Genomic DNA, 22,105 nt, shown 5'->3' on the forward strand with positions numbered 1-22,105 from the left:
TGCTCGTGCAACTGTATTTTCACTCGCACGTGGTGGGCGCCTACCCTGTTCCAGTGAGCGAATCGGGTGACAACGTGCGGCTGGGTGCGGCAGCTGCGTTTCTGCAGGAAGATCGCCTCAAGCTGTTTGCGTTCACCGTCGCCGAAAAGCACAACGAGTACCTCTGGGTGCTACGGGCCTTCGACATCGCGCGGGCCAACTATGTCGTGCTCCTACACGCCGCCGATATTGCGGACACCCTGGCCAGGAACGGCCCAGACGACCTGGAGCTCGGTACGGCCGAGATCGCTCCGCTGCTCGAGCAACTGCATGCATGGGAGCTTCTCGAGCGTAGCTACGACGGATCCCGGGCGGCAACGCTGGCCGAGTACCGTAACCGGCACTTCGTCTATCAGTTCAGCCAGGCGGGGTACAAGGCCTTCCGAGCAGTCGAGGACGTGCTCGGTGCGCGACTCGACGATGCATCGCTGTCACGACTGGTCCTGCCCGAGCTGCTGGCCGACATGCACGAGCTCGCCGAGGCAAACCGTCAGGCCGACGGTGACCGCATCTACCGCAAACTCAGCCGCCTCGACTCGACCCTGTCCGAAATGGCCACCCGCGCCGCGCACTTCTACCTGGTGTTGGGTGACCTGGTCCGCACCACCGAGATCACACCTGAGACGTTCCTCGTCCACAAGGACGCCCTGCTCACGCACATGCGTGAGTTCAGCTCCGATCTGACGCGGTATGCGCCGAAACTGGCCGACGCGATCGCAGTGGTCGAGTCCACCGGGATATCGGAGCTCATTGCGCGCGCAGCGGTCAGCGACGAGCGAGTGTTCCTCTCGACTGCGGAGCGTGAGGCCGACTGGCGTGCTCGATGGACCGGTCTCTCACACTGGTTCGTCGCCGCCGAAGCGGAACTCAGCGAATCGGAACGGCTTCGGGAGGGAACGATGAGCGCGATCGCGGCGGTGCTCTCGCTGCTGCGTCGTGTCACCGAAACCCGCAAGGGCGGAGTCTCACGGGAGAGTCAGTTGCGCCACCTCGCGGGTTGGTTCGCGAACACCCCGACCGAGGACAGCGCCCATGCCCTCTTCCACGCCGTGTTCGGACTCGGTCGCCCCAGGCACCTGTCGATGGTGCACCCGGACGCGGACATCATCCCGACCTCACGAACCTGGTGGGAGGCTCCCCCCGTCGAGATCTCACGAACGTTGGCCGAAACCGGTCGAACGCCGTCGCCCGGTCTACCTGGTCGGGTTCAGCGCAACGACGGTGGAATCCGTCGGCTCCGGGAGCAGCAGCTGCACGCACAGCGGATCCGTAGTTCCGCCGCGCAATCGTTGGCAACGACGGGTGTGTACGACCGCATCCTGGACGAAGAGGAGACCGAGGTGCTGCTCAGCCTGCTCAATGCCGCGCTGACCGCCCGGGTTCGGGTCAGCGGCCAGACGTCGGGATCCACCGGCTCCGACAGCGGTGTGAAGCTGACGCTGAGCGCCAGTGACACCTCCACCGTCGTACGGACCTCCCGCGGACGGTTGCACCTGGACCGCCTGCAGCTCGAGGTTGCCGAGGTGACTCGCCGATGAGAGCGCGCGAAATCCCGTCTCTTGCACTCGATTCCTACCAGCGTGCCGCCAGAGTCGCACTGGCGAACCACCTGGTGACCTCCACATATCCCGATCGGATCGCCCTTCCGCTACTGAGGCGCTGGGCGACCGAACTGCGCGAGGATCTGCTCGACCTCTTCGGCTACCGCCTCGAGGTGACGGAGACGACCGCGCGGTTGTTCCCGGTCCTCGACGCCCTCGATCCGAGCCAACCTGCGCGCACCGCTACCGATCGCATTTTCGATCGACGCCGCTACGCCTACCTTGCGTTGGCGTTGGCTGCGCTCGGACGCGCCGGCAACCAAATCACCCTGTCGGAATTGGCCGATCATGTTGCCGCCGAGGCCGGACAGGTCGACGGTGTCGACCTCGAAGCCGACCGGGCCTCGGACCGTGATGCCTTCGTCGATGCAGTCGGGTGGCTGGCCGCACGCGGTGCGATCTCGCTGGCCGACGGCGACGCCGGTGGTTGGGCCAACAATCCGTCGTCCGGCGAGGCGCTGTACGACATCGAACGGTCTGTGGTCGTGGCCATGTTCCGACCACCGCGAGCAGTCCAGCACCTGCGTTCGGTCACCGGCCTGCTTGCCGGCGCAGAGGCACCTCTCGACGACGAGGAGACCCGTCAGCCGACGGACCCGAAGGAAACGCTCCGAAAAGTACGGCGCGCCTTGATCGAGCGCCCCGTGGTGTACTTCGACGACCTGGATCAGGACGGCCGGACCGCATTGGCCGCCGAGCGGACCGTCATCGACGTCGAGCTGCTGACGGGCCTCGTTGCCGAACGGCGAGCCGAGGGGGTCACGTTGATCGACACGTCGGGACGACTGTCCGACATACGCTTTCCCAGCACCGGAACCATTGCGCAGGTAGCACTCCTTCTCGCCGGCGAGATTTCGGATCGCGTCGTCGATCCCGATGCTGCGGAGCTCACGCACCATTCGATTCCCGATGACGGGGACCTGATCGAGCGCTTGGACAGCGCAATCCCCGGTGGCGGGATATTCGACGACCTCGCTGAGTTCGGCACAGCATCGAGCGAAGTCGACGACGGAATCGGTTCCGATAAATATCCGTTCATCGAGAACAGTTGGCTCAGGGGAACAGTGGCCGACTTGGTCGAAAGATTCGGACGAACATTTGCCGCTCAGTGGCAAGCGGACCCGGACGGGCTGCGAGAACGAGCAGTGACGATGCTTCACCGACTTCGACTGGTGAGCATCGTATCCGGAGGAATCATCGTTCTTCCTGCCATCGCTCGCTACCGTGACGTGATGGTGAGCGTGCGCGACCGCGCCCCTCAAGATTCCCTCTTCGACGGCACTTCACCGGACACAGAAATAGAGGCGCACTAGATGACCGCACATTCGCAGCGCTTCCGCCCCACCCGCGCCGGCATCATCAATCTCTGGGACTACCGCGACCAGGAATTTTCCTTCGCCGACGGACGGCTGGTGCTGCGTGGTCCGAACGGATCGGGAAAGACCAAGGCGCTCGAGGTGCTGTTTCCGTTCGTCCTCGACGGCCGAATCGAGCCGCGGCGTCTCAACCCGTTCGCCGGCGAAGAACGCACGATGAAGTCGAACTTGCTCTACCGCGGTCAGGAGAGCGCTCACTCGTACGTATGGATGGAGTTCGGCCGGGGATCGCGCGAGGATCCGGAATCGGTGACCGTCGGTATCGGCATGCGCGCGAGCCGACAGAACGACAAGGTCACGCGCTGGTACTTCGTCGCGGATGGACGCGTCGGCGTCGATTTCTCGCTGCTCGGGAGCGACGATCGTCCGCTTACCAAGAAACAACTGGCAGATCAGCTCGGAACGGATGCGCTCACCGACCGTCCGGTCGACTACCGGGCAGCGATCGACGCCCGAATGTTCGGCCTCGGCGCGCAGCGCTACGACCAGTTCATCAACCTCATCTTGACCCTCCGCCGACCTCAGCTGGCGAAGAACCTCGACCCGAAGGGGTTGTCGCAGGCGCTGACCGACGGTTTGCGCCCGCTCGACGAGCAGCTCGTACTCGAGGCTGCGCGCTCCTTCAGCGACATGGAAGAAGTGGGACGGGCCTTGGAAGGGCTTGCCCAAGCAGATCAGGCAGCCAAGAACTTCGTCGGCGTGTACTCGAAATACCTTCGGGTACAGGTTCGCTCGGACGTGGAGCAGGTCTCCCGCAGGCTCGAAGCCGTCACACATGCCACGACCGCGCATTTCGCCGCGTCCGCGCTGAAGGAGCGACGACTGCAGGAGCGCCTGGCAGCTGAGAAGCGGTTCGACGAGGCCGAACGCGCACTCGATCAGGCCGTCGCGGACCGCGAGACACTGCAGCGCTCCAGTGCCTACGAGGGCAAACAGCAGCTCGACGATCTGGCCGAATCGGCTGCGAAGTTGAAGGTCTCGGCGGCCCAGCAATCCGAGCGAGCCCGAGGCGCCCAGTCCGATCTCGAGAAGCGTGCTACCGAATCGGCACGCGCCGACGCAGCGCTCGCGGACGCGGTCGCTGCACTCACCCGGGCGGAGGACGACCTGCAGACCGCGGCGGAGGATGCCGGAATCGCATGGGCATCGATGCCTGCGAGTGCGCGTACCGACCAGTTCAGCACAGCGTTGAGAGGGCACGCCGAAGAGCGCGACGGCGATGTCCGCGCGGTGCGCGAAGCTCTCGGCACGGTGGAGAAGGCGTCCACCGAACGTGCACGTGCGGACAAGAGTGCCGCCCGAGCCCAAGAACTCCTGGATTCTGCCCGCGCCTCGGTCATCGAGGCGGAAGCCTCCGTGGAACTTGCACGTGCGCAATACAGTTCGGCCCTGCGGTCGTGGTGGTCCGAGAACTCGGCTCGCTACCTGGCCGCGGGTGTCACCGCGGCAGCATTCGACGCTCTCGACGCCGCGGTGCCGCACATCGGTGAAGACGATGCACCGAGCCTCGACGCCGTCCTCGCCGACGCGTCGGCCGAAGGACTCGAGTCCGTCCGCAGTCGGCGCACCGAGGCGGGTGTCACCGCGTCGGCCCTGGTCGAGGAATTGGCGTCCATGCGTTCCGAACGCGACCTCGTCAGCGCTCAGCACGACGACGCTCCCCCGCCGTTCGCCGCACGAACTTCTTCCCGTGACGATCGCGACGGCGCACCACTGTGGAAACTGGTCCGATTCGTCGACGGCGTCGATCCAGCCGAAGCGGCAGGCATAGAATCCGCCCTCCACGCGGCCAATCTGCTCGACGGCTGGATATCGCCGACGGACGTTCCCGAGTCCATGCGTTCAGAGCAGTACCTCGTTCCTGCGCCGGAGGATGCACGCCCGACCGGCCGTACCCTGTCCGACGTTCTCGCTCCCGAGCCGGGAACAGGTGTTCCCGAATCTCTGGTCCGCGACGTACTCGCCTCGATCGCGTTGGGACCCGCCGAGGACGCGGTGACCTCGATCGGCGTAGACGGACGGTTCTGGCAAGGAGTCCAGCGTGGACGTCACACCAAACCCGATGCCGAGTACATCGGTGCGACCGCCCGTGCACGCCGCCGTGCGGCTCGAATCGCCGAACTGGATGCCTCCATCGAATCGACGGAGGCATCGGCCACCGCAGCACGCGAGGAAGAACGAGCAGCAGCGGAGTTGCTTCGAGGTCTTGCTGTCGCGGCAAAACAGCTTCCACGGGCGTCTGCAATCATCAAAGCTCAGAAAGCGGTGACCGAATCCGCCGGAGCGTTGCGGACGTCCCAGGCGGGTGCGACTGCGGCCGCGGCCGAGCTCGACCAGGCGATCGCAGAGCTGTCCGCGAAGGAGAAGCAGCTGCGGACCACCGCGGTCGCGCACCGGACGCCACACTCGGCGCGAGAGATCGACTCGCTCGCAGCTGCAATTCGGCACTTCCAGAACCAGGGCGAGCTCGTCCTTCGTCGACGAAGCGAGCACGTACGCGAGGCCGAACGCGCCCGCGAGGCATTGAACCGGTTGGAGGAGACGACCGGGCTTGCCGAGGAACTCGCCGAAGAAGCGGCGATAGCCGAGGAGAACTACCTTCAGCAGGTGACGCGTTTGGAGATCTTGAGCGACAAGCTCGGCTCCACCGCCGATCAGATCAACGCCGATCTCGAGAAGGCTCGCGAGAAGATCGAGGCGAGCAAGCTCGAGCAGCGGGCGGCCCGGAAGGCGGACAAGGAAGCCGGTGAAGCCATCGGTAAAGCCGAGGGGGCGTGCAACACCGCGCAGGAGAGCCTGCGCGCTGCACTGACCGAGGGCATCGGCGACGCCGCGCGATTGGCGCCGTACGCGCGCAAGGATCTCCTCACCATCCTCGGTGTCCCCATGGGCCAATCCACGAGTTCCGACGTATATTCCTGGCCGTCGAGCGAATCCGCGTGGCTCAGCGTCGAACAAATCCTGTACCGCATCCAGAACGCGACATCTCCCGACGACGAGATACAGGTGCTCCCCCCGGCGGTGCATCGGCTGCACGCGGCGTTGGACGAGGCGACGAGTTCCGTAAAGGCGAGCGAGTCGTATCGCAAGAGCACTCGAACGGCTCTGACGAGTGCGCTGCAGGAGTTCGACTCACAGCTCGCGTCGTCGGGGCAGGACTACCGATTGCAGTGGGATGCGCCCGACGGACTGACCGTCGTGCGGGTGCAGGACGAACAGGGCTATTCGTCGATCGGCGAATTCGCGGATCGAATCGGTGAAGCTCGCTCCAATCAGGAGACGCTGCTGACCGAACATGAGCGCCGTATCCTCGAGGACGCGCTGCTCACCGGATTGGCTCAGCAAATCCACGAACGCACTGTCGACGCTCGCGAGCTCATCGCACAGATGGCATCGGAGATGAAGCAGCGAAAGATGTCCTCGGGCAACACCATCGGGGTGCACTGGATCCTCGCGGACAATCTCGAGGAGGGCGCCCGCGAGGTGTCGAAATTGCTCGACCGCGACGCGTCCTCACTCGGCGCCGACGACCTCGCGTCGATGCGCGCGCACTTCGCTTCGGAGATTCGCATTGCGCGCGCCGCGCATCCCGAACGGTCCTATCCGGAGATCTTGGCGTCGACGTTGGACTACCGCCGCTGGCGGGTCTTCTCGTTCAATCTCATCCGTGGCGACGGCACCGAAGATCGCCTCACTGTGGCCAGGCACAGTGCGCTGTCGGGTGGCGAACAATCGGTCTCACTGCATCTCCCGCTCTTCGCGGCCGCGCACGTGATGCTGTCCTCGGCTGATCCGCATTCCCCTCGCCTACTCGCCCTCGACGAAGCGTTCGCGGGCGTCGACGACAACGGACGGAGTGAGCTGCTCGGTCTCAGTGTGCAGTTCGATCTCGATCTGTTCATGACCGGGTACGACCTGTGGATCACGTACTCCGACGTACCCGGTTGCGCACACTACGATCTCGCGCATTCCACGGCTGAGAACACCGTCAGTGCGGCATTGTTGGTGTGGGAGAACGGCGAGCTGTTCGCCGAGCACGACGGCACCGATCTCGCTGCCGCGTTGGGTTCGCCGCTCACCAGACGGGTGCCCACCCGAGCGGAAGGTGGTCTCGAATTTGTCCGATGACCGTACGGCCGGTTGGCGTGGCACCGCCGAGCTCGACGCTCTCCTGGCCGCTGCTCGCAAGAAGGTGGAGTCGAATTGGCTGAAGGTGGGCGGAAACATCACCGTTCATCTCGGTGATCCCCCGGAATTGTGGCGGTTGTGTAGCGCGATCTCGCGATCCAATGCAGGCCTGCACAGCCGCGCGAAAACCACCAGGCTCGATCTCGCGCGCTTCGACGAGTGGCTGGCCCATCCGCTCAACGGTGGCCTGGGCCTGCTCGACACCCTCGGCGCCGAAGTCCCGCTTCAGGACAAGAAGCGGCTGGCAGCCGACAAGGCCGAAGTCAAGGCCAGTGCTCTCGCCGAGGCGCGAACCCTCCTCGCCGACAGCACTCACGGCGACTGGGCCGATCGATGGCTGTCATCACTGCTCAACCAAGACGGAACGTTGGGCGGTCGGGTTGCAGTCGACTCCCTACGAACGGCCGCCCGCGTGCTCGCCGTTCTCCCCGTCGACGGGCTCTCACTCACCGAACTCGCCGAACTCGCCGTCGGTGATACCAAGGCCCTGTCATCCGGTGGCGCACCGAAACTGGTACTCGACGCACTGTCGCTTCGCGAGGGAGTACCGCGTCCAGCCGACCCGGTCGGCATCCGGTCGCTCTGGGAAACCGCAGGCGTGTCGGTAGACGCGCTCTCGAGCCGCGTCGTCGTTCTCCGCTACCGTGTCGCCGAGGACCACATCGTGGGCAAGTGGCTGAACGAGGCAGCGGCAGAAGGGATCCCGTTCCCTCTCACGCTCGACATGATCGGACGAGGAGCACTCACCAACACTGCGAACCGAATCTTCGTGTGCGAGAACATCGCCGTCGTCGCCGCGGCCGCGCGCACATCTGTTGCCGGTTCGGCGACCATCGTCTGCACGGACGGCCAGCCCTCGGCTGCGGTGCACAAACTACTGTCGGGCCTGAGGCCAGGGACAGAAGTGTACTGGCGTAACGACTTCGACTGGGCGGGGCTGCACATGACCTCGCGTGCGATCGCGCGATACGGTGCGAAGCCATGGCGCATGGACAGCGAGTCCTACCTCCACGCCCTCGACGCACGGAACTCCGAGCCGCTCAAAGGGGCCCCTACGACGAGTCCCTGGGATCCGGCACTCGCCGTCGCCATGCATGAGTCCGGCCGCGCAGTGATGGAGGAACGCTCGATCCCGGACCTGTTGCGCGACCTGATCTAGACCTCAGCCTGACTTGGTACTTCAGCGCAGCGGAATGCCGAGCAAGGCGTCGACCGCATCGGCGAACGCGCCAGGTGCAGCGGTGTCCGAACCCCCGCGTTCCACAGCGAAACTGGCCCAGGCGTCGAGTGCGTCGAGTGCTTTGGGGGTATCCAGATCATCGGCAAGGTGTTGCCGCAGCCGCATGATCACGTCGTCCGCACTGGTAGCCGAATCGAGAACAGCTGCAGCACGCCACAGCGACAGTCGGGTGTGCGCGCGCTCGAGGACCTCGTCGGTCCACGCCCGGTCCTGGCGATAGTGCCCGGACAGCAAGCCGAGTCGGACCGCCGCCGGGTCCACGCCTGCCGCCCGCAGCTTCGAGACGAACACCAGGTTTCCACGACTCTTCGACATCTTTTCGCCGTCGAGACCGATCATTCCCGTGTGTACGTAGTGCCGCGCGAACCGCTCGCCACCTGTGGCCGCTTCGGCGTGCGCGGCGGAAAACTCGTGGTGCGGGAAAATGAGGTCACTTCCACCGCCCTGGATATCGAAGCCGGTGCCGATGCGGTTCAGTGCAATCGCGGCACATTCGACGTGCCAGCCGGGTCGGCCGGCACCGAACGGAGAGGGCCACGACGGCTCGCCCTCGCGTTCGGTACGCCACAGCAACGCATCGAGCGAATCGTGCTTACCTGCCCTGTCCGGATCTCCTCCGCGCTCGGCGAAGAACTTGTCCATCGTCGCCCGGTCGTAGCCGGATTCGTAACCGAACTCCGCGTTGAAGTCGGCTCGAAAATAGACATCCGGGAACTCGGCATCGTCCACGACGTATGCGGCACCGGACGCAATCAGTTTTTCCACCAACTCGATGACCTCGTCGACCGATTCGACTGCACCGATGTAGTCGCGCGGGGGAAGAATTCGGAGCGCTTCCATGTCCTCGCGGAACAGTTGGATCTCGCGGTTACCGAGGGCGATCCAGCTCTCGCCGTCTCTGTTGGCGCGTTCGAACAGCGGGTCGTCCACGTCAGTCACGTTCTGGACGTAGTGCACGTCGTGTCCGCCGTCGCGCCACAATCTATTGATCAGATCGAAGGTGAGGTACGTGGCGGCATGGCCGAGGTGGGTGGCGTCGTACGGCGTTATTCCGCAGACGTACATCTTCGCTCGGGCACCGGGAGTGACCGGTCTGACTTGGCGATCAGCAGTGTCGTACAACCGAAGCGGGGGCCCCTGACCAGGGATCGACGGAACGGTTGTATCGGACCAGGAATGCATGCGCTCGAGCCTATCCGAGAGGGATCAGAAGGCGGGCCGAGGGATCAGAAGGCGGGCCACGGTATCGGTCTACTGGAACGAGGCTGCGGCATGACCGGGTTCTGCACGAGCGCGCGTGCGCGTGCGAGCAACGCTTCCGTCTCCGATTCGGTGATGTGACCACGCACTCGTGGCTCGACCCGATCGGCGAACGAATCGACGAAAGCGACGACGTCTGCCATCAGTGCATCGTCGACGGCTGCACCTGCCCAACCCCACAGCACCGTCCGCAATTTGTCGTCGTGATGCAGACAGATGCCGTGATCGACACCGTAGACGTACCCGTCCAGACCCTCCAGCGCGTGGCCACCTTTGCGGTCCGCGTTGTTGAGGAGAATGTCGAGAACGGCCATGCGCTGCAGTCGTGGGTCGTCGGCATGAATGAGAGCAACTTCCTGGCCCTCGCCGTCGTACGCCTCCAACACCGGGATCCATCCGGACGGTACGAGGTCCGGTCGGCAGATGTCGACGAGATCGACTCGGTCGCCGTGCTCACCGTGCCGCTCCGGTGTGTCGATCCACCTTTGCACCATGCCCGGACCGAACGGGCCGTCCCGCAGAATCGTCGTCGGAACGACGTCCCATCCGAGCGCGTCGGATACCTCGTACGATGCGACTTCGCGGCCCGCAAGCGTCCCGTCCGGAAAATCCCAGAGCGGCACCTCTCCCCTGACGGGCTTGTAGACGCACCGGACCGGCGCCTCGTTCTCTCCGGCCGCTGCCTCGCACACCAACGTCGCGTTGCTTGCAGACACCACTCGACCGACCACCGTGAGGTCGCCAGTCTCCATCGCGTGCCGCCCCTCGAACAGCGGTCGGCCTTCGGTCAAAGCTCGTCGCCGAGTTCTGCCGCCGACCCGAAGGTCGCGTCGCGCCGGTAGCCGTTGGTCCGGATGCAGATGTGCCCGTCCTGGGTGAGCGGTTGCCCACACAGCGGGCACGGTGCTCGTCCGGCTGCGATGACCCGCTCCGAACGCAGAGCGAACTCCCGCGCCTGAATCGGGGTCAAGAACACACGAACCGCGTCGGGCCCCTCCTCGGTGTCGTCGAGCACGACGGACTCGTCGATCTCCGACTCGCTCACCGCCAACAGTTCCACGACCACTGCGCCTGCATCGGCGTCCCAACCGAGCCCCATGGTGCCGACTCTGAATTCGGTGTCGATCGGGGTCAGCAGAGGACTGGTGTCGCCTACCTCGGTCTCTTCCGGAGGAACGTCCGCGCCGAACCGACGGTGGACTTCTTCCAGGAGCAGACCCATCCTGTCCGCGAGAACCTGCACCTGCTGCTTCTCGAGCGCCACCGACACCACACGGGCGTCGTGGACGGCCTGAAGGAAGAACGATCGGTCGCCCGGCTCGCCCACGGTTCCCGCGACAAATCGATCAGGGGTGCGGAAAACATGTATTGCGCGTGGCATTGCACCTCCTGCGTTTCGTTTTCGAGGACCCTCCGCTTCGGGGCCTCGAAGTTCCATTATCCGCTATCTCGGCGCTACATCCCGGAACCTCCACCCGGGACGGCGTCGGACTCGGCTTTTGCCGGTGCCGCGACCAATCCGGACAGGTCGAGTCCCGTGTCGTTGGTGCGCACTACGAACGGTCTGGTCGTGGTGTACCTGATCACACTGATCGAAGCCGGGTCCGCCACGATTCGTTGAAATGAATCGAGATGACATCCAACGGCGTCGGCGACGATCGACTTGATGACGTCTCCGTGCGAGCACGCAACCCACAGCACGTCGCGTCCGTACTCCTCCGCAAGTCGAGCGTCGTGCTCACGGACTGCCGACACCGCCCTCGCCTGTACTGCAGCCAAGCCCTCGCCGCCAGGAAACACTGCAGCCGAGGGGTGTTGCTGGACGACCTTCCACAGCGGCTCGGCGAGAAGTTCTTTTATCGTTCGGCCGGTCCATGATCCGTAGTCGACCTCGACCAACCTGTCGTCCACTACAGGTGTCAATCCTCGTCGTTCGGACAAGGGCTGAACCGTCTGCTCGCATCGCTGCAGGGGCGAACGAACGACTTCTTCGATCGGCAACGAACCCAGGCGATCGGCAACGAGAGCTGCCTGCTCGTGTCCTCTGTCGTCCAACTCGACGCCGAGCGACCGTCCTGCCAATGTTCCTGCTGTGTTGGAAGTCGAGCGGCCGTGCCGCAGCAAGATCACCGTCATGACACCACCCTAGTTGCGGCCTGCGCTCACGTAGCCGAGACGACTCCGGCGGCCAGCAGCGCCATCACTCCGACACCGAGCACGATCCGGTACCCGACGAACCAGTACAACGAGTGATTCGCAACGAACTTCAGCAGCCACGCGATCGACGCGTAGCCGAGTGCGAACGCAATGATCGTCGCGACGACGAGTTGAGCTCCTGATGCGTTCAGGCCCTCTCCGGCCGGCTCGAAGGCGTCGGGAAGCGAGAACAGGCCAGAGGCGGTGACCGCCGGAATCGCCAGCAGGAACGAAAATCGCACCGCGGCCTCGCGTTCGAGGCCCATGAAGAGGCCAGCGCTCGTCGTCGCGCCGGAACGAGAGACCCCCGGAATCAATGCCAGACACTGTGCGGCACCCATGATGAGACCGTCCTTCGTCGTGATCTTCTCGATCGGCCTGCGCTTGGTTCCGACGTACTCGGCGACAGCGATGACGATGGCGAACACGATGAGCATCGTGGCGATGAGCCACAGATTTCGTGCACCGGTGCGAATCTGATCCTTGAACAACAACCCGAGAATGCCGATTGGAATGGTGGCGATGATCACATACCAACCCAATCGATAATCGAGTTCTCGCTTCGTCCTGTCGAGCAGACCGACGCACCACGCACGCACGATGCGAACGATGTCTCGCCAGAAGAACAGCAGCACCGCTGCCTCGGTCCCCAGTTGACTCACCGCCGTGAACGAGGCACCGGCATCGTCCCCGAAGAACACCTCCGACACGATGCGCAGATGGCCGGACGACGAAATGGGCAGGAACTCGGTCAGGCCCTGCACCGCTCCGAGGACAATCGCCTGTACCCAGGTCATCGATTCGCCGATCACAATCGCACCGCCGAGGCACCGTCTACATAATTCACGGCCACGACCGTACCCGGCGAGGACGCACGGTACCGGCCGAGACCATCGGTGCGCGGCGCGGCAAGCTCGCACGACCGCCTCTCGCGCACTAGTCTGCTCACCTGGTGCCACTGCGCCCGCAAATACGTGGCCCGAAAAATACGTGAGGAATCCTCGAACACCATGAAACAGAGATCTGTCGGCTCGAGCGGCCTACGCGTGTCGCGTCTGGGTCTCGGAACACTCGGCTGGGGCAGCAGGACCGACGGCGATGACGCTGCAGCCCAGCTGTCGGCATTCGCCGAGGCCGGAGGCACTCTCGTCGACACCTCGCCGTCGTACGGCGAAGGCCGCGCGCAACGGGTACTTGCAGAAGTCCTCGACGACGTCGTGCCCCGCCGCGAATTGATCGTGAGCGGATCCGCTGGAATCACGACCGCCAAGGGCCGGTACAAGATCGATTGTTCGAGGCGGGCGCTCCTCGACCAGCTCGAGACAACTCTTCGTGAGCTCGGAACCGACTATCTCGATCTGTGGCAGATCGGCACCTGGGATCGATACACCCCGGTCGAGGAGGTCGCGGCGACCCTCGACTACGCAGTCACCAGCGGGAAGGTGCGCTACGTCGGGGCACGCGGATACCTCGGCTGGCAGCTGGCGACGGCGGCGGGCGCTGCAGGCTCCGGTCGGATCGTCGCCACTCAGGCCGAGTATTCGCTGCTGGCGCGCGGCGTGGAGGACGAACTTCTTCCTGCTGCTCTCCATCATGGCGTCGGAGTTCTTGCCGCGGTGCCGTTGGCAGGTGGCGTCCTCACCGGCAAGTACAGCCAGGGCACTCCAGCCGACTCGCGCGGCGCGGACGACGCACACGCGGACGCGATCGCGGGATATCTCACCGACACCGCTGTCAACGTCGTCGATGCCGCAGTCACCGCAGCCAGCGGGCTGAAGACATCCCCGCTCACCGTGGCGCTGGCATGGGCTCGGGACCGCCCTGGTGTCGCGTCGGCAATAGTCGGCGCCCGCGATCTGGCCCAGTTGACCGGCATCCTCGTCTCCGAGGATCTGGAACTTCCTCCCGCCATCGCCGCCGCATTGGACGACGTCAGCAGCTGACCCTGCACAGGCTAACCTTGTCCCCGTGGACGTCGAAGAAGCCCGAGAATTGCCGAGTCGCATGACGTTCCTCGCGAGAATCGCGAAGGCCTCGATCGCCGCGACGGCGATCTGCGCTCTCGTCGCCTGCTCAGGACCTGAGGTCGCCACAGCCGACCAGGACTTCGGTCCACGGACCGCGGAGATCTCCGACCCCGATCCGGAACCCATCGCAGCGTCGCCGGAGCCGTCCCTTCCTGTGACGGTGCGCAGCTTCGACGGCGTCGATGTCACGATCACCGACACCAGCAGGATCGTCGCGGCAGATCAATACGGAACGCTCACGACGACGGTCTACGCGCTCGGTCTCGGCGACAATCTCGTCGGGCGCGACACCTCAGCTTCGTTTCCCGCGGTAGCCGACGTCACCGATGTCACACCGACGGGACACTCACTGAGCGCGGAGGGAATCCTCGCTCTCGATCCGACTGTCGTCCTCACCGACACCAGCATCGGGCCCCGGGCAGTTCAGGATCAACTGCGCGCGGCGGGAATCGCCGTGGTCTATTTCGATCCAACACGTTCGCTGGACGGTGTAGCAGACCAGATCGAGGCAGTCGCTGCCGCGCTCGGTGTGCCGGAACAGGGTGATCGGCTCGCCGAACGAACCACGTCCGAGATCGCCGCTGCACGCGCACTCGCGCCGACGGACGGCGAACCGTTGAAGATCGCGTTCCTGTACATGCGCGGACCTGCCATCAAGATGCTGGCCGGCCCAGGATCCGGCGCAGACGCGCTTATCGAGGCGCTCGGTGCCACCGATGCCGGTACCGCGTCCGGGGTGTCCGAGCAGTTCGTGGCGATCACCAGTGAGGCCCTCATAGCAGCAGCTCCCGACGTCATTCTGATGATGACCGGTGGCTTGGAATCGATCGGCGGGATCTCCGGCCTCGAACAGGTACCCGGAATCGCGCAGACTCCGGCCGGCCGGTCCGAGCGGGTGGTCGATATGGCGGACGGAGTCGTCCTGAGTTTCGGACCCAACACCGGCAAGGTTCTCGATGCCCTGGCCAGAGCCGTCTACGACCCCGCGCAGTGATGTCGATCGACAGACGATCACGCACAGTGTCGGTATTCGCTGCCCTCCTTGTGCTCGGTCTCGGTCTCGCGGTGTTCTCGGCGTGCGTCGGCCAAGTTCCGACCACTCCGTGGGAGGTCGTGGGTAGCGTGCTCCACCGGATCGGCCTCGACATCGGACCCATTCCCGCGCATCCGAGCGGCGAGGTCACGCTGTGGCAGGTCAGGTTCCCGCGGATTGCCCTCGGTGCAGTCGTCGGCGCAGGCCTGGGGTGCGCTGGCGCTCTTCTGCAGGGTGTATTCGCGAACCCTCTCGCCGAGCCGGGCATCATCGGAGTCTCGTCGGGTGCGGCAGTAGGGGCGTCGTCCGTATTCGTGCTCGGCGGCGCGTTCGCTGGTGTGTGGTCGGTGGCCACGGCCGCGTTTGTCGGCGGACTGATCACGACCATCGCCGTCTATGCACTTGCACGCGGAGGTGGTCGAACCGAAGTGGTCACGCTGATCCTGACGGGTGTCGCGATCAACGCGTTCGCGGGCGGGTTGATCGCGTTGTTCACGTTCATCGCATCACCTGCTGCACGCGATCAGATCGTGTTCTGGCAGCTAGGTTCCCTTGCCGGCGCCACCTGGCAGGCCGTGTCGGTGGTCGCCCCGCTCGCCGCCGTGGGAATCGGGGCATCGGTCGCGTTGTCGCGACGCCTCGATCTGCTCGCACTCGGCGAAAACGTCGCGCGACACCTCGGTGTGAACGTCGAAGGCCTTCGTCAGATCGCCATCGTCGTCGTCGCGATACTCGTTGCGTCCTCGGTCGCGTTCACCGGCATCATTCTGTTCGTCGGGCTCGTGGTGCCGCACCTCATGCGGATGCTGCTCGGGCCGGCGCACCGCACCCTCGTTCCGGCCAGCGCACTGTGCGGTGCAGTGGTGCTCCTCGCGTCGGATCTCCTGGCACGCAGCTTGGTGGACAACGTGGATATGCCCCTCGGCATGATCACCTCGCTCCTCGGTGCGCCGTTCTTCTTCTGGATGCTGCGTCGAACACGTGCGAAACAAGGCGGATGGGCATGAACCCGTTCAGGCGAACCGTCGACTCTCTCCAGCCGGTGACCAACGGCTCGGTGACCATGAGCCTGCGGAAAGTGGATGCCGTTCGGTCCGGCCGGACGATTCTGCACGGGATCGACCTCGACATCGTGGCAGGCGAGGTTCTCGGTCTGGTCGGACCTAACGGCGCAGGCAAGTCGACACTGCTTGCAGTACTCGCGGGTGAGCTTCCCGCTCACGCCGGCACGGTCGAGTTGCACGGCCGCCCGCTACGCGAGTGGTCGAATGTCCGCACAGCCCGCCGACGCGCAGTTCTTCCCCAACAACACACGGTCGGTTTCTCGTTCACCGCCGAGCAGGTGATCCGGATGGGCCGCTCGCCCTGGCAGGGAACCGAGTTCGCCGATGACGACGACGACGCGGTGGTATCGGCGATGGACGAGTGCGACGTGGCGGTGTTCGCAGATCGCGCGTTCGCAAGCCTGTCCGGAGGCGAACGAGCCAGGGTGTCGCTCGCTCGAGTGCTCGCGCAACGAACGTCCACCCTGCTGTTGGACGAACCGACTGCGGCGCTCGATCTCGGCCATCAGGAGGCGGTGATGGAAGTAGCACGTGGACGTGCCGCACAGGGAGATGCGGTGGTCGTCGTCCTGCACGATCTAGGGCTTGCCGCTGCATACGCGCACAGAATTGCCATCCTGGACAACGGATCCCTCGATGCGCTCGGTCCTCCACGGCAGGTGCTCGACGCCGACCTGTTGACACGGGTGTACAACCACCGCGTGGAGGTGCTGGACCATCCGCGGACCGGAGGACTGCTCGTACTGCCCGTACGTGACGACTAGATGCTCTCGATGACGGATCCAACGCGTCCGAGAAACGACCGTACAGCCGATTCCTTCGGTCCAGCGATCAGATCGTCGGCATTGCTGACAGCATCTCGAACTGCCGCCACGATGCTCCGCTCGTCGGTGAGGTCGATCTCGGTCACCGATTGTTCGGAGACCGCCGTCACATCCGACTGGTCCGGGACCGGTGTCGGGAGGTCGGCCCGATAGATTTCGAGGTAGAGAGTGCTCTTGTAGACGCGAAAGGCGAAGGGCCGATTGTCCTCGGTGCTGCCGAACCCACTCGCTTGCGCGCCGGTGGTGACCTGCTCGACGTCGAACTTCGGCCCCGACGGGGCCGCGCTGAATCTTTCCTCGGCAACCAACTGAACTCCTCGTTGTTTCCCCGTGAACACGGTACAGCTTTCACGGCCTGTTTCAGATCAGGTACTCCGGCGCGGTCTCCGTCGAACCGATCAGGCAGGCTGGACCGACCATCGAAGGCGAACCCGAACGATCAAGGAACTGGCGGATCCATGAAAGACCGACGTACCCCGTGGCGAACTGTTGTCGCGGTAGCTTCCGCATCGGCGTGTGTGCTGCTGACCGGGTGCTCCGACAACAGTTCTCCCGACGAACCCGACTCGGTGAGTGTCGAACCGTTGGCGGGAGTCGATTCCCCGCAATTGTCCACTCCCCCGAGTGGTTCGGTGACTGCTTTCCCCTCCGGACTGCATTTCACCACATTCGATGCGAGCACGCGCTCTGTGGTTGCTCTCGACGACTCCCGGGCGACGCTCCTGGTGTTCGACGCCGACGATATCGACGCTCGTCCGCGCAGCGTGACGCTCCCTTCTGCACCCGCCGATATCGTTCCAGCTGGTGATGGATCGCTCCTGCTGCCGATGGACGGCGAGCTGGCGATGGTCGATCTCCGCAGTTCGGAGGTGCAGACGGTTTCCGTGGACGGAACCCTCCTCAGCGCCGCACGACTCCAGGACGGGCGCGTCGCCACCGGCGACGACGGTGGCACCATTCACATCATCGACACCGAGACGAAAGAATCACAGACCATCACCGGTTTGTCGTCGGTCGATGCCTTGGCCTCGACTCGGTACGGCCTCGCCGCCTTGGATCGCCACCAGACGTCACTGACACAGATCGACGTCGACAGCGGATCCCTCGGTTTGGCGTTGCGCGCAGGTACGGGCGCAGCCCGGTTAGACACCGACGAGTACGGACGGATCCTCGTGACCGACGCGGCCGGAAGCGAGCTTGTCGTCTATTCGTCCGAGGATTTGCTCCTGAGGCAGCGCTTTCCAGTCGGTGCGCAACCCTGGGCGCTGACTTACGATGACGAATCCGACATCGTGTGGGTAAGCACTCCGGGAGACAACGAGGTGGTCGGATACACGCTTGACACCGGAATTCCTGTCGAGACCCGCAGGTTCTCCACGGTAAGGCAGCCGGACTCGATCGCTGTCGATCCGGAGACAGGTGACCTGTACGTCGGTTCGGCGGTCGGAGAAGGTCTCCAGAAAGTCGCCCCGGGCGACACGATGTGAATTCGATCGGCGAGCACGAGCACGCGAGAAGATGCGAGAGGCCACGGTGTCGAAGAACAACAGCACACGAAACCGAATGCCAGCCGAATGGGAGTCCGCTTCCGACGACTGGGAGTATGTCCCGCTTCGGCTTCCGCCTGATGTGACCAGGGTGACCGCGTCCATGCGGTTGGCGATCCAGGCCGAGTTCGGCGGCTGGGAACTGTCCCGTGTTCGGCTCTACACCGATGGAAGCCGCAAGGTACTGCTCAAACGAAAGAAAACCAGCCAGCACATCCCGGAGCCGGGAATCAAGTAGGAAAGAAGGACTGTGTACCAGGCACTGCGTCGACTGATGTTTCTGATCGCACCGGAACGCATTCATCACATTGCGTTCCGTTCGATGCGAGCAGCGACAGCATTTCCACCGCTTCGGTCGTTGTTGGTTCGGCTGCTCGTCGTGAAGGATCCGGTGCTGAGAAGCACCGTGTTCGGGATCGAATTTCCCAACCCCCTCGGGCTGGCCGCCGGCTTCGACAAGAACGCCGACGGAGTCGACGCATGGGGTGCCCTCGGCTTCGGCTTCGCCGAGATCGGGACAGTCACCGCCCAGGCGCAGCCCGGCAATCCGCAGCCACGAATGTTCCGGCTCCCCGACGACCGGGCCCTGGTCAACAGAATGGGGTTCAACAATCACGGTGCAGGGGCAGCTGCCAACGTTCTGCGCACCCGTCGAGGTGAAATTCCGATCGGTGCCAACATCGGCAAGACGAAGGTGACGCCTGCTGCGGATGCCGCCGCCGACTACACCGCGAGCGCAACGCTCCTCGGACCGCTCGCGGACTTCCTCGTCGTGAACGTCAGCTCACCCAACACCCCTGGGCTTCGCGACCTACAGGCCGTCGAGTCCCTGCGCCCCATCCTGTCAGCTGTGCTCGCAGTCGCGTCCGTACCGGTGTTGGTGAAGATTGCACCCGACCTGTCGGACGAGGACATCGACGCTGTCGCGGACCTGGCCGTCGAGCTCGGGCTCGCCGGAATCGTCGCCACCAACACGACGATCGGACGGTCTGGCCTTCGCACGCCTGCCGCCGTTGTCGACGACGCAGGTATGGGCGGCCTGTCGGGAGCACCGCTGGCCGACCGATCGCTCGAGGTGCTACGACGGCTCTACGGACGAGTCGGCACGCAGATTGCTCTGATCTCGGTCGGCGGCATCGAGACCGCCGATCAAGCGTGGCAGAGAATCACCGCCGGTGCCTCGCTGATCCAGGGCTACACGGGCTTCATCTACGGTGGCCCGTTCTGGATGCGCTCGCTCAACAGAGGCATCGCACAACGTGCGCGGGCCGCAGGGTTCGACTCGTTGGCCGACGCTGTCGGTTGCGAGAACCGCTGACACGCGCGGAGGCCGTACGCGGGGTGAACCCTCGTACGGCCTCGGCACTGTTGCTGTTCAGGCTTCGTACACACCCGTCAGCGTCGCGCGTGCGATGGCGTGGGAGAAGAGGTTGAACCCGAGAAACGCCGGGGTGGCCGTTTCGTCGACCTCGAGACGCTCCACGTCCACTGCATGCACCGCAACGATGTAGCGGTGCGGTCCGTGCCCTGCGGGCGGAGCTGCGCCGATGTAGCGAAACAGCCCCGCATCGTTCTTCAGCGTCACAGCGCTGATGGGAATGCCGGTGCCCCCGTCGTCGCCCGCCCCCGAGACCAGGGAGGTGGTGGACACGGGGATGTTCGCGACCGCCCAATGCCAGAATCCGGACGCCGTCGGCGCGTCGGGGTCGTAAACGCTTACCGCGAAGCTCTTCGTCTCCGCGGGGAAGCCGGACCAGGACAGCTGCGGCGAATTGTCGTGTCCGCCTGCGCCCATGATCCCGCTGACCTGTTGAAGACCGAGTTTCGATCCCGGGGTGATGTCCTCGGACGTCAGTTCGAACGAGGGTAGATCGGGCAGCGCGTCGTATGGGTCGTACGTCAAGATCAGTTCCTTTCGAATCAGCTGTGCAGCAAGAAGTGTTCTAGTACCTGTGTACCGAACTCGAGCGAACTCACCGGAACACGCTCGTCGACGCCGTGAAACAGGGCCGCGAAATCGAGCTCGGGCGGAAGTTTGAGTGGAGCGAAACCGAAGCACCTGATCCCCAGCTTCGCGAACGCCTTCGCGTCTGTTCCGCCGGACAACATGTACGGAACCGTACGGCCGTTCTCGTCGTGTGCGAGGACGGCGTCGTTCATCGCGTCGACGAGATGACCGTCGAACGTGGTCTCGTAGGAATCGAGCTTGGTGATCCACTCACGTTCGACGTTGGGGCCGATCAGCTCGTCGACCTCGCGTTCGAACTCTGCCTGCCGACCCGGAACGACACGGCAGTCCACCACCGCCTCGGCGGACTGCGGGATGACGTTCGCTTTGTAGCCGGCCTCGAGCATCGTCGGATTCGCGGTATCCCTCAGCGTTGCTCCGACGATTCGCGCGATGCTTCCCAGTTTCTGCAGAGTTCCGTCCAGATCAGGCGACGCCGGGTCGAAATCCAGACCGGTTTCCTCCGCCACCGCGGCCAGAAATTCTGCGACAGAATCGGAAATGACCAGCGGGAACGTGTGGTTGCCCAACTTCGCGACCGCCTCGGCTAGATAGGTCACGGCGTTGTCGTCGTGCAGGAACGATCCGTGTCCGGCGCGGGCCTTGGCTGTGAGCTTCATCCAGCCGAGACCCTTCTCGGCAGTTTCCACCATGTAGAGACGCTTCTCGGTTCCATCCGGTCGAGCTACGGTCAACGAGAATCCGCCTACTTCTCCGACCGCCTCCGTCACGCCTTCGAACAGGTCGGGTCGATGTTGCACCAGCCAGTGCGATCCCCACTTCCCCCCGTTCTCCTCGTCGGCGAGGAACGCGAACATGATCGGGCGGGGCGGGATGATTCCGTTCGATTTGAACTGGCGTGCAAGTGCCAGCGCCATGCCGACCATGTCCTTCATGTCCACCGCCCCACGGCCCCACACGTAGCCGCCCTCGACGGCGCCGGAAAACGGATGCACGCTCCAGTCCGCGGGCTCGGCGGGCACGACGTCGAGATGACCGTGGATCAAGAGCGTCCCGCGTGTCGGATCGGCACCCGGCAGAGTCGCGAAGACGTTGCCGCGTCCCGGAGCGCCGGATTCGACGTACTCGGTCTCGTAACCGACCTCCTGGAGCTTGAGCGCCACCCACTCGGCGCACTCCTTCTCACCCTTGGTGGTTTCCAACTCGCCTGTGTTCGAGGTGTCGAAACGGATCAGAGCACTGACGAGATCGACGACCTCGTCGAGGGCAGTCGTACGGACACGGTCGTTCGGGGAGTTCTCAACGGAAGACACTCCACTTTCCTACCACCGATTGCAGTCCTTCGGATGAACTGACGTGCGGATTTGGGCGATCGGGTACCCGTCGTATATCTTTGTCCAGCACGCAGCGAGCAGGTGTGCAACTGGTCCGAGTGGCGGAATGGCAGACGCGCTAGCTTGAGGTGCTAGTGTCCTATTAACGGACGTGGGGGTTCAAGTCCCCCCTCGGACACCAGAGATCGAAATTTCGATCCGCAAGTTCTGAGTTGAGACAGACGACCTAGGCCCCGGTTCCTTTGGAATCGGGGCCTAGGTCGTTGTGTGAGCCCGGTCGTCCTCGACCGGCTGTGTGACCGCCTGGAAGGACGAACCGATGACCGAGCCCGAGTACGACGTCGATGAAGTCTGCGGAGCTTCATCCGGCAGGGCTTCAACCGAAACCGACGGGCATTCGGCCGGCA

General features: G+C 64.4%; 19 protein-coding genes and 1 tRNA gene. 12 read left to right on the forward strand and 8 right to left on the reverse strand.

All coding sequences use genetic code 11. The features are described 5' to 3' along the window. Positions 1–74: 74 nt before the first annotated feature. Genes WDS16_RS09670 through WDS16_RS09685 form a run of 4 tightly spaced genes read left to right on the forward strand, consistent with a single transcriptional unit; the run spans position 75 to position 8,363 of the window. Complete coding sequence (locus WDS16_RS09670; protein ID WP_338893317.1) at positions 75–1,577, forward strand: TIGR02677 family protein; 1,503 nt, start codon at positions 75–77, stop codon at positions 1,575–1,577. Further along, complete coding sequence (locus WDS16_RS09675) at positions 1,574–2,953, forward strand: TIGR02678 family protein (RefSeq protein WP_338892328.1); 1,380 nt, start codon at positions 1,574–1,576, stop codon at positions 2,951–2,953. Before WDS16_RS09670 ends, WDS16_RS09675 begins: the two co-directional genes overlap by 4 nt. Further along, positions 2,954–7,144 carry a TIGR02680 family protein gene (locus tag WDS16_RS09680; RefSeq protein ID WP_338892330.1) on the forward strand — a complete coding sequence of 1,397 codons (4,191 nt, stop codon included), beginning with the start codon at positions 2,954–2,956 and terminating at the stop codon, positions 7,142–7,144. After that, positions 7,134–8,363, forward strand: coding sequence for a DUF2399 domain-containing protein (locus WDS16_RS09685; protein ID WP_338892332.1), 1,230 nt, complete (start codon positions 7,134–7,136; stop codon positions 8,361–8,363). The genes WDS16_RS09680 and WDS16_RS09685 overlap by 11 nt, the downstream gene beginning before the upstream one ends. A gap of 21 nt (positions 8,364–8,384) precedes the next feature. On the opposite strand, the gene mshC is transcribed toward WDS16_RS09685, so the two are convergent. The 5 genes from mshC to WDS16_RS09710 all read right to left on the reverse strand — a co-directional run bounded on the left by mshC (position 8,385) and on the right by WDS16_RS09710 (position 12,709). After that, positions 8,385–9,626, reverse strand: coding sequence for a cysteine--1-D-myo-inosityl 2-amino-2-deoxy-alpha-D-glucopyranoside ligase (mshC, locus tag WDS16_RS09690; RefSeq protein WP_338892333.1), 1,242 nt, complete (start codon positions 9,624–9,626; stop codon positions 8,385–8,387). Positions 9,627–9,670: 44 nt separating this feature from the next. Then, on the reverse strand, positions 9,671–10,456 hold the full coding sequence (locus WDS16_RS09695; RefSeq protein ID WP_338892335.1) for an SCO1664 family protein: 786 nt from the start codon (positions 10,454–10,456) through the stop codon (positions 9,671–9,673). 35 nt (positions 10,457–10,491) lie between these two features. Further along, complete coding sequence (locus tag WDS16_RS09700; protein WP_068368609.1) at positions 10,492–11,085, reverse strand: DUF3090 domain-containing protein; 594 nt, start codon at positions 11,083–11,085, stop codon at positions 10,492–10,494. A gap of 74 nt (positions 11,086–11,159) precedes the next feature. After that, on the reverse strand, positions 11,160–11,840 hold the full coding sequence (locus tag WDS16_RS09705; RefSeq protein WP_338892338.1) for a histidine phosphatase family protein: 681 nt from the start codon (positions 11,838–11,840) through the stop codon (positions 11,160–11,162). A gap of 26 nt (positions 11,841–11,866) precedes the next feature. Beyond that, positions 11,867–12,709 (reverse strand): undecaprenyl-diphosphate phosphatase, encoded by an 843-nt coding sequence (locus tag WDS16_RS09710; protein WP_338893318.1) that lies wholly within the window; start codon positions 12,707–12,709, stop codon positions 11,867–11,869. 201 nt (positions 12,710–12,910) lie between these two features. On the opposite strand from WDS16_RS09710, the gene WDS16_RS09715 reads away from it, so the two are divergent. The 4 genes from WDS16_RS09715 (at position 12,911) to WDS16_RS09730 (ending at position 16,788) form a co-directional block, all read left to right on the forward strand. Continuing rightward, positions 12,911–13,843 carry an aldo/keto reductase gene (locus WDS16_RS09715; protein ID WP_338892339.1) on the forward strand — a complete coding sequence of 311 codons (933 nt, stop codon included), beginning with the start codon at positions 12,911–12,913 and terminating at the stop codon, positions 13,841–13,843. A gap of 61 nt (positions 13,844–13,904) precedes the next feature. Beyond that, entirely contained in the window at positions 13,905–14,921 is a 1,017-nt protein-coding gene (locus WDS16_RS09720) for a heme/hemin ABC transporter substrate-binding protein (protein ID WP_338893319.1), read from the forward strand. Beyond that, complete coding sequence (locus WDS16_RS09725; protein WP_338892340.1) at positions 14,921–15,967, forward strand: iron ABC transporter permease; 1,047 nt, start codon at positions 14,921–14,923, stop codon at positions 15,965–15,967. Before WDS16_RS09720 ends, WDS16_RS09725 begins: the two co-directional genes overlap by 1 nt. Continuing rightward, positions 15,958–16,788 carry a heme ABC transporter ATP-binding protein gene (locus WDS16_RS09730; RefSeq protein WP_338892342.1) on the forward strand — a complete coding sequence of 277 codons (831 nt, stop codon included), beginning with the start codon at positions 15,958–15,960 and terminating at the stop codon, positions 16,786–16,788. The genes WDS16_RS09725 and WDS16_RS09730 overlap by 10 nt, the downstream gene beginning before the upstream one ends. Here the strand turns inward: WDS16_RS09730 and WDS16_RS09735 are convergent. Then, positions 16,785–17,156, reverse strand: coding sequence for a hypothetical protein (locus tag WDS16_RS09735; protein WP_338892344.1), 372 nt, complete (start codon positions 17,154–17,156; stop codon positions 16,785–16,787). The two genes, WDS16_RS09730 and WDS16_RS09735, sit on opposite strands and share 4 nt — an antisense overlap. 150 nt (positions 17,157–17,306) lie before the next feature. Here WDS16_RS09735 and WDS16_RS09740 point away from each other — a divergent pair, with 150 nt between their 5' ends. The 3 genes from WDS16_RS09740 to WDS16_RS09750 all read left to right on the forward strand — a co-directional run bounded on the left by WDS16_RS09740 (position 17,307) and on the right by WDS16_RS09750 (position 19,713). Next, complete coding sequence (locus tag WDS16_RS09740) at positions 17,307–18,335, forward strand: hypothetical protein (protein WP_338892346.1); 1,029 nt, start codon at positions 17,307–17,309, stop codon at positions 18,333–18,335. 76 nt (positions 18,336–18,411) lie between these two features. Further along, on the forward strand, positions 18,412–18,633 hold the full coding sequence (locus tag WDS16_RS09745; protein WP_338892348.1) for a DUF5703 family protein: 222 nt from the start codon (positions 18,412–18,414) through the stop codon (positions 18,631–18,633). Positions 18,634–18,645: 12 nt separating this feature from the next. After that, entirely contained in the window at positions 18,646–19,713 is a 1,068-nt protein-coding gene (locus tag WDS16_RS09750) for a quinone-dependent dihydroorotate dehydrogenase (RefSeq protein WP_338892349.1), read from the forward strand. Positions 19,714–19,770: 57 nt separating this feature from the next. Here the strand turns inward: WDS16_RS09750 and WDS16_RS09755 are convergent, their stop codons facing one another. Further along, positions 19,771–20,298: a YbhB/YbcL family Raf kinase inhibitor-like protein gene (locus tag WDS16_RS09755; RefSeq protein ID WP_338892351.1), complete on the reverse strand. Its 528-nt coding sequence runs from the start codon at positions 20,296–20,298 to the stop codon at positions 19,771–19,773. Between the two features lie 17 nt (positions 20,299–20,315). Next, positions 20,316–21,677 (reverse strand): M20/M25/M40 family metallo-hydrolase, encoded by a 1,362-nt coding sequence (locus tag WDS16_RS09760; protein WP_338892352.1) that lies wholly within the window; start codon positions 21,675–21,677, stop codon positions 20,316–20,318. 113 nt (positions 21,678–21,790) lie between these two features. Here WDS16_RS09760 and WDS16_RS09765 point away from each other — a divergent pair. After that, a tRNA-Leu gene (locus tag WDS16_RS09765) sits at positions 21,791–21,879 on the forward strand. Positions 21,880–22,105 lie beyond the last annotated feature (226 nt).

This window comes from Rhodococcus sovatensis (assembly GCF_037327425.1).
In the GTDB taxonomy this organism is placed as follows: Bacteria; Actinomycetota; Actinomycetes; order Mycobacteriales; family Mycobacteriaceae; genus Rhodococcoides; species Rhodococcoides sovatense.

Bases quoted from the DNA above. Each gene is read 5' to 3' on its own strand.
- WDS16_RS09675 (WP_338892328.1), top strand. From the start codon at position 1,574: ATGAGAGCGCGCGAAATCCCGTCTCTTGCACTCGATTCCTACCAGCGT.
- WDS16_RS09680 (WP_338892330.1), top strand. From the start codon at position 2,954: ATGACCGCACATTCGCAGCGCTTCCGCCCCACCCGCGCCGGCATCATC.
- mshC (WP_338892333.1), bottom strand. From the start codon at position 9,626: ATGCATTCCTGGTCCGATACAACCGTTCCGTCGATCCCTGGTCAGGGG.
- WDS16_RS09695 (WP_338892335.1), bottom strand. From the start codon at position 10,456: ATGGAGACTGGCGACCTCACGGTGGTCGGTCGAGTGGTGTCTGCAAGC.
- WDS16_RS09700 (WP_068368609.1), bottom strand. From the start codon at position 11,085: ATGCCACGCGCAATACATGTTTTCCGCACCCCTGATCGATTTGTCGCG.
- WDS16_RS09705 (WP_338892338.1), bottom strand. From the start codon at position 11,840: ATGACGGTGATCTTGCTGCGGCACGGCCGCTCGACTTCCAACACAGCA.
- WDS16_RS09715 (WP_338892339.1), top strand. From the start codon at position 12,911: ATGAAACAGAGATCTGTCGGCTCGAGCGGCCTACGCGTGTCGCGTCTG.
- WDS16_RS09720 (WP_338893319.1), top strand. From the start codon at position 13,905: ATGACGTTCCTCGCGAGAATCGCGAAGGCCTCGATCGCCGCGACGGCG.
- WDS16_RS09725 (WP_338892340.1), top strand. From the start codon at position 14,921: ATGTCGATCGACAGACGATCACGCACAGTGTCGGTATTCGCTGCCCTC.
- WDS16_RS09730 (WP_338892342.1), top strand. From the start codon at position 15,958: ATGGGCATGAACCCGTTCAGGCGAACCGTCGACTCTCTCCAGCCGGTG.
- WDS16_RS09740 (WP_338892346.1), top strand. From the start codon at position 17,307: ATGAAAGACCGACGTACCCCGTGGCGAACTGTTGTCGCGGTAGCTTCC.
- WDS16_RS09745 (WP_338892348.1), top strand. From the start codon at position 18,412: ATGCCAGCCGAATGGGAGTCCGCTTCCGACGACTGGGAGTATGTCCCG.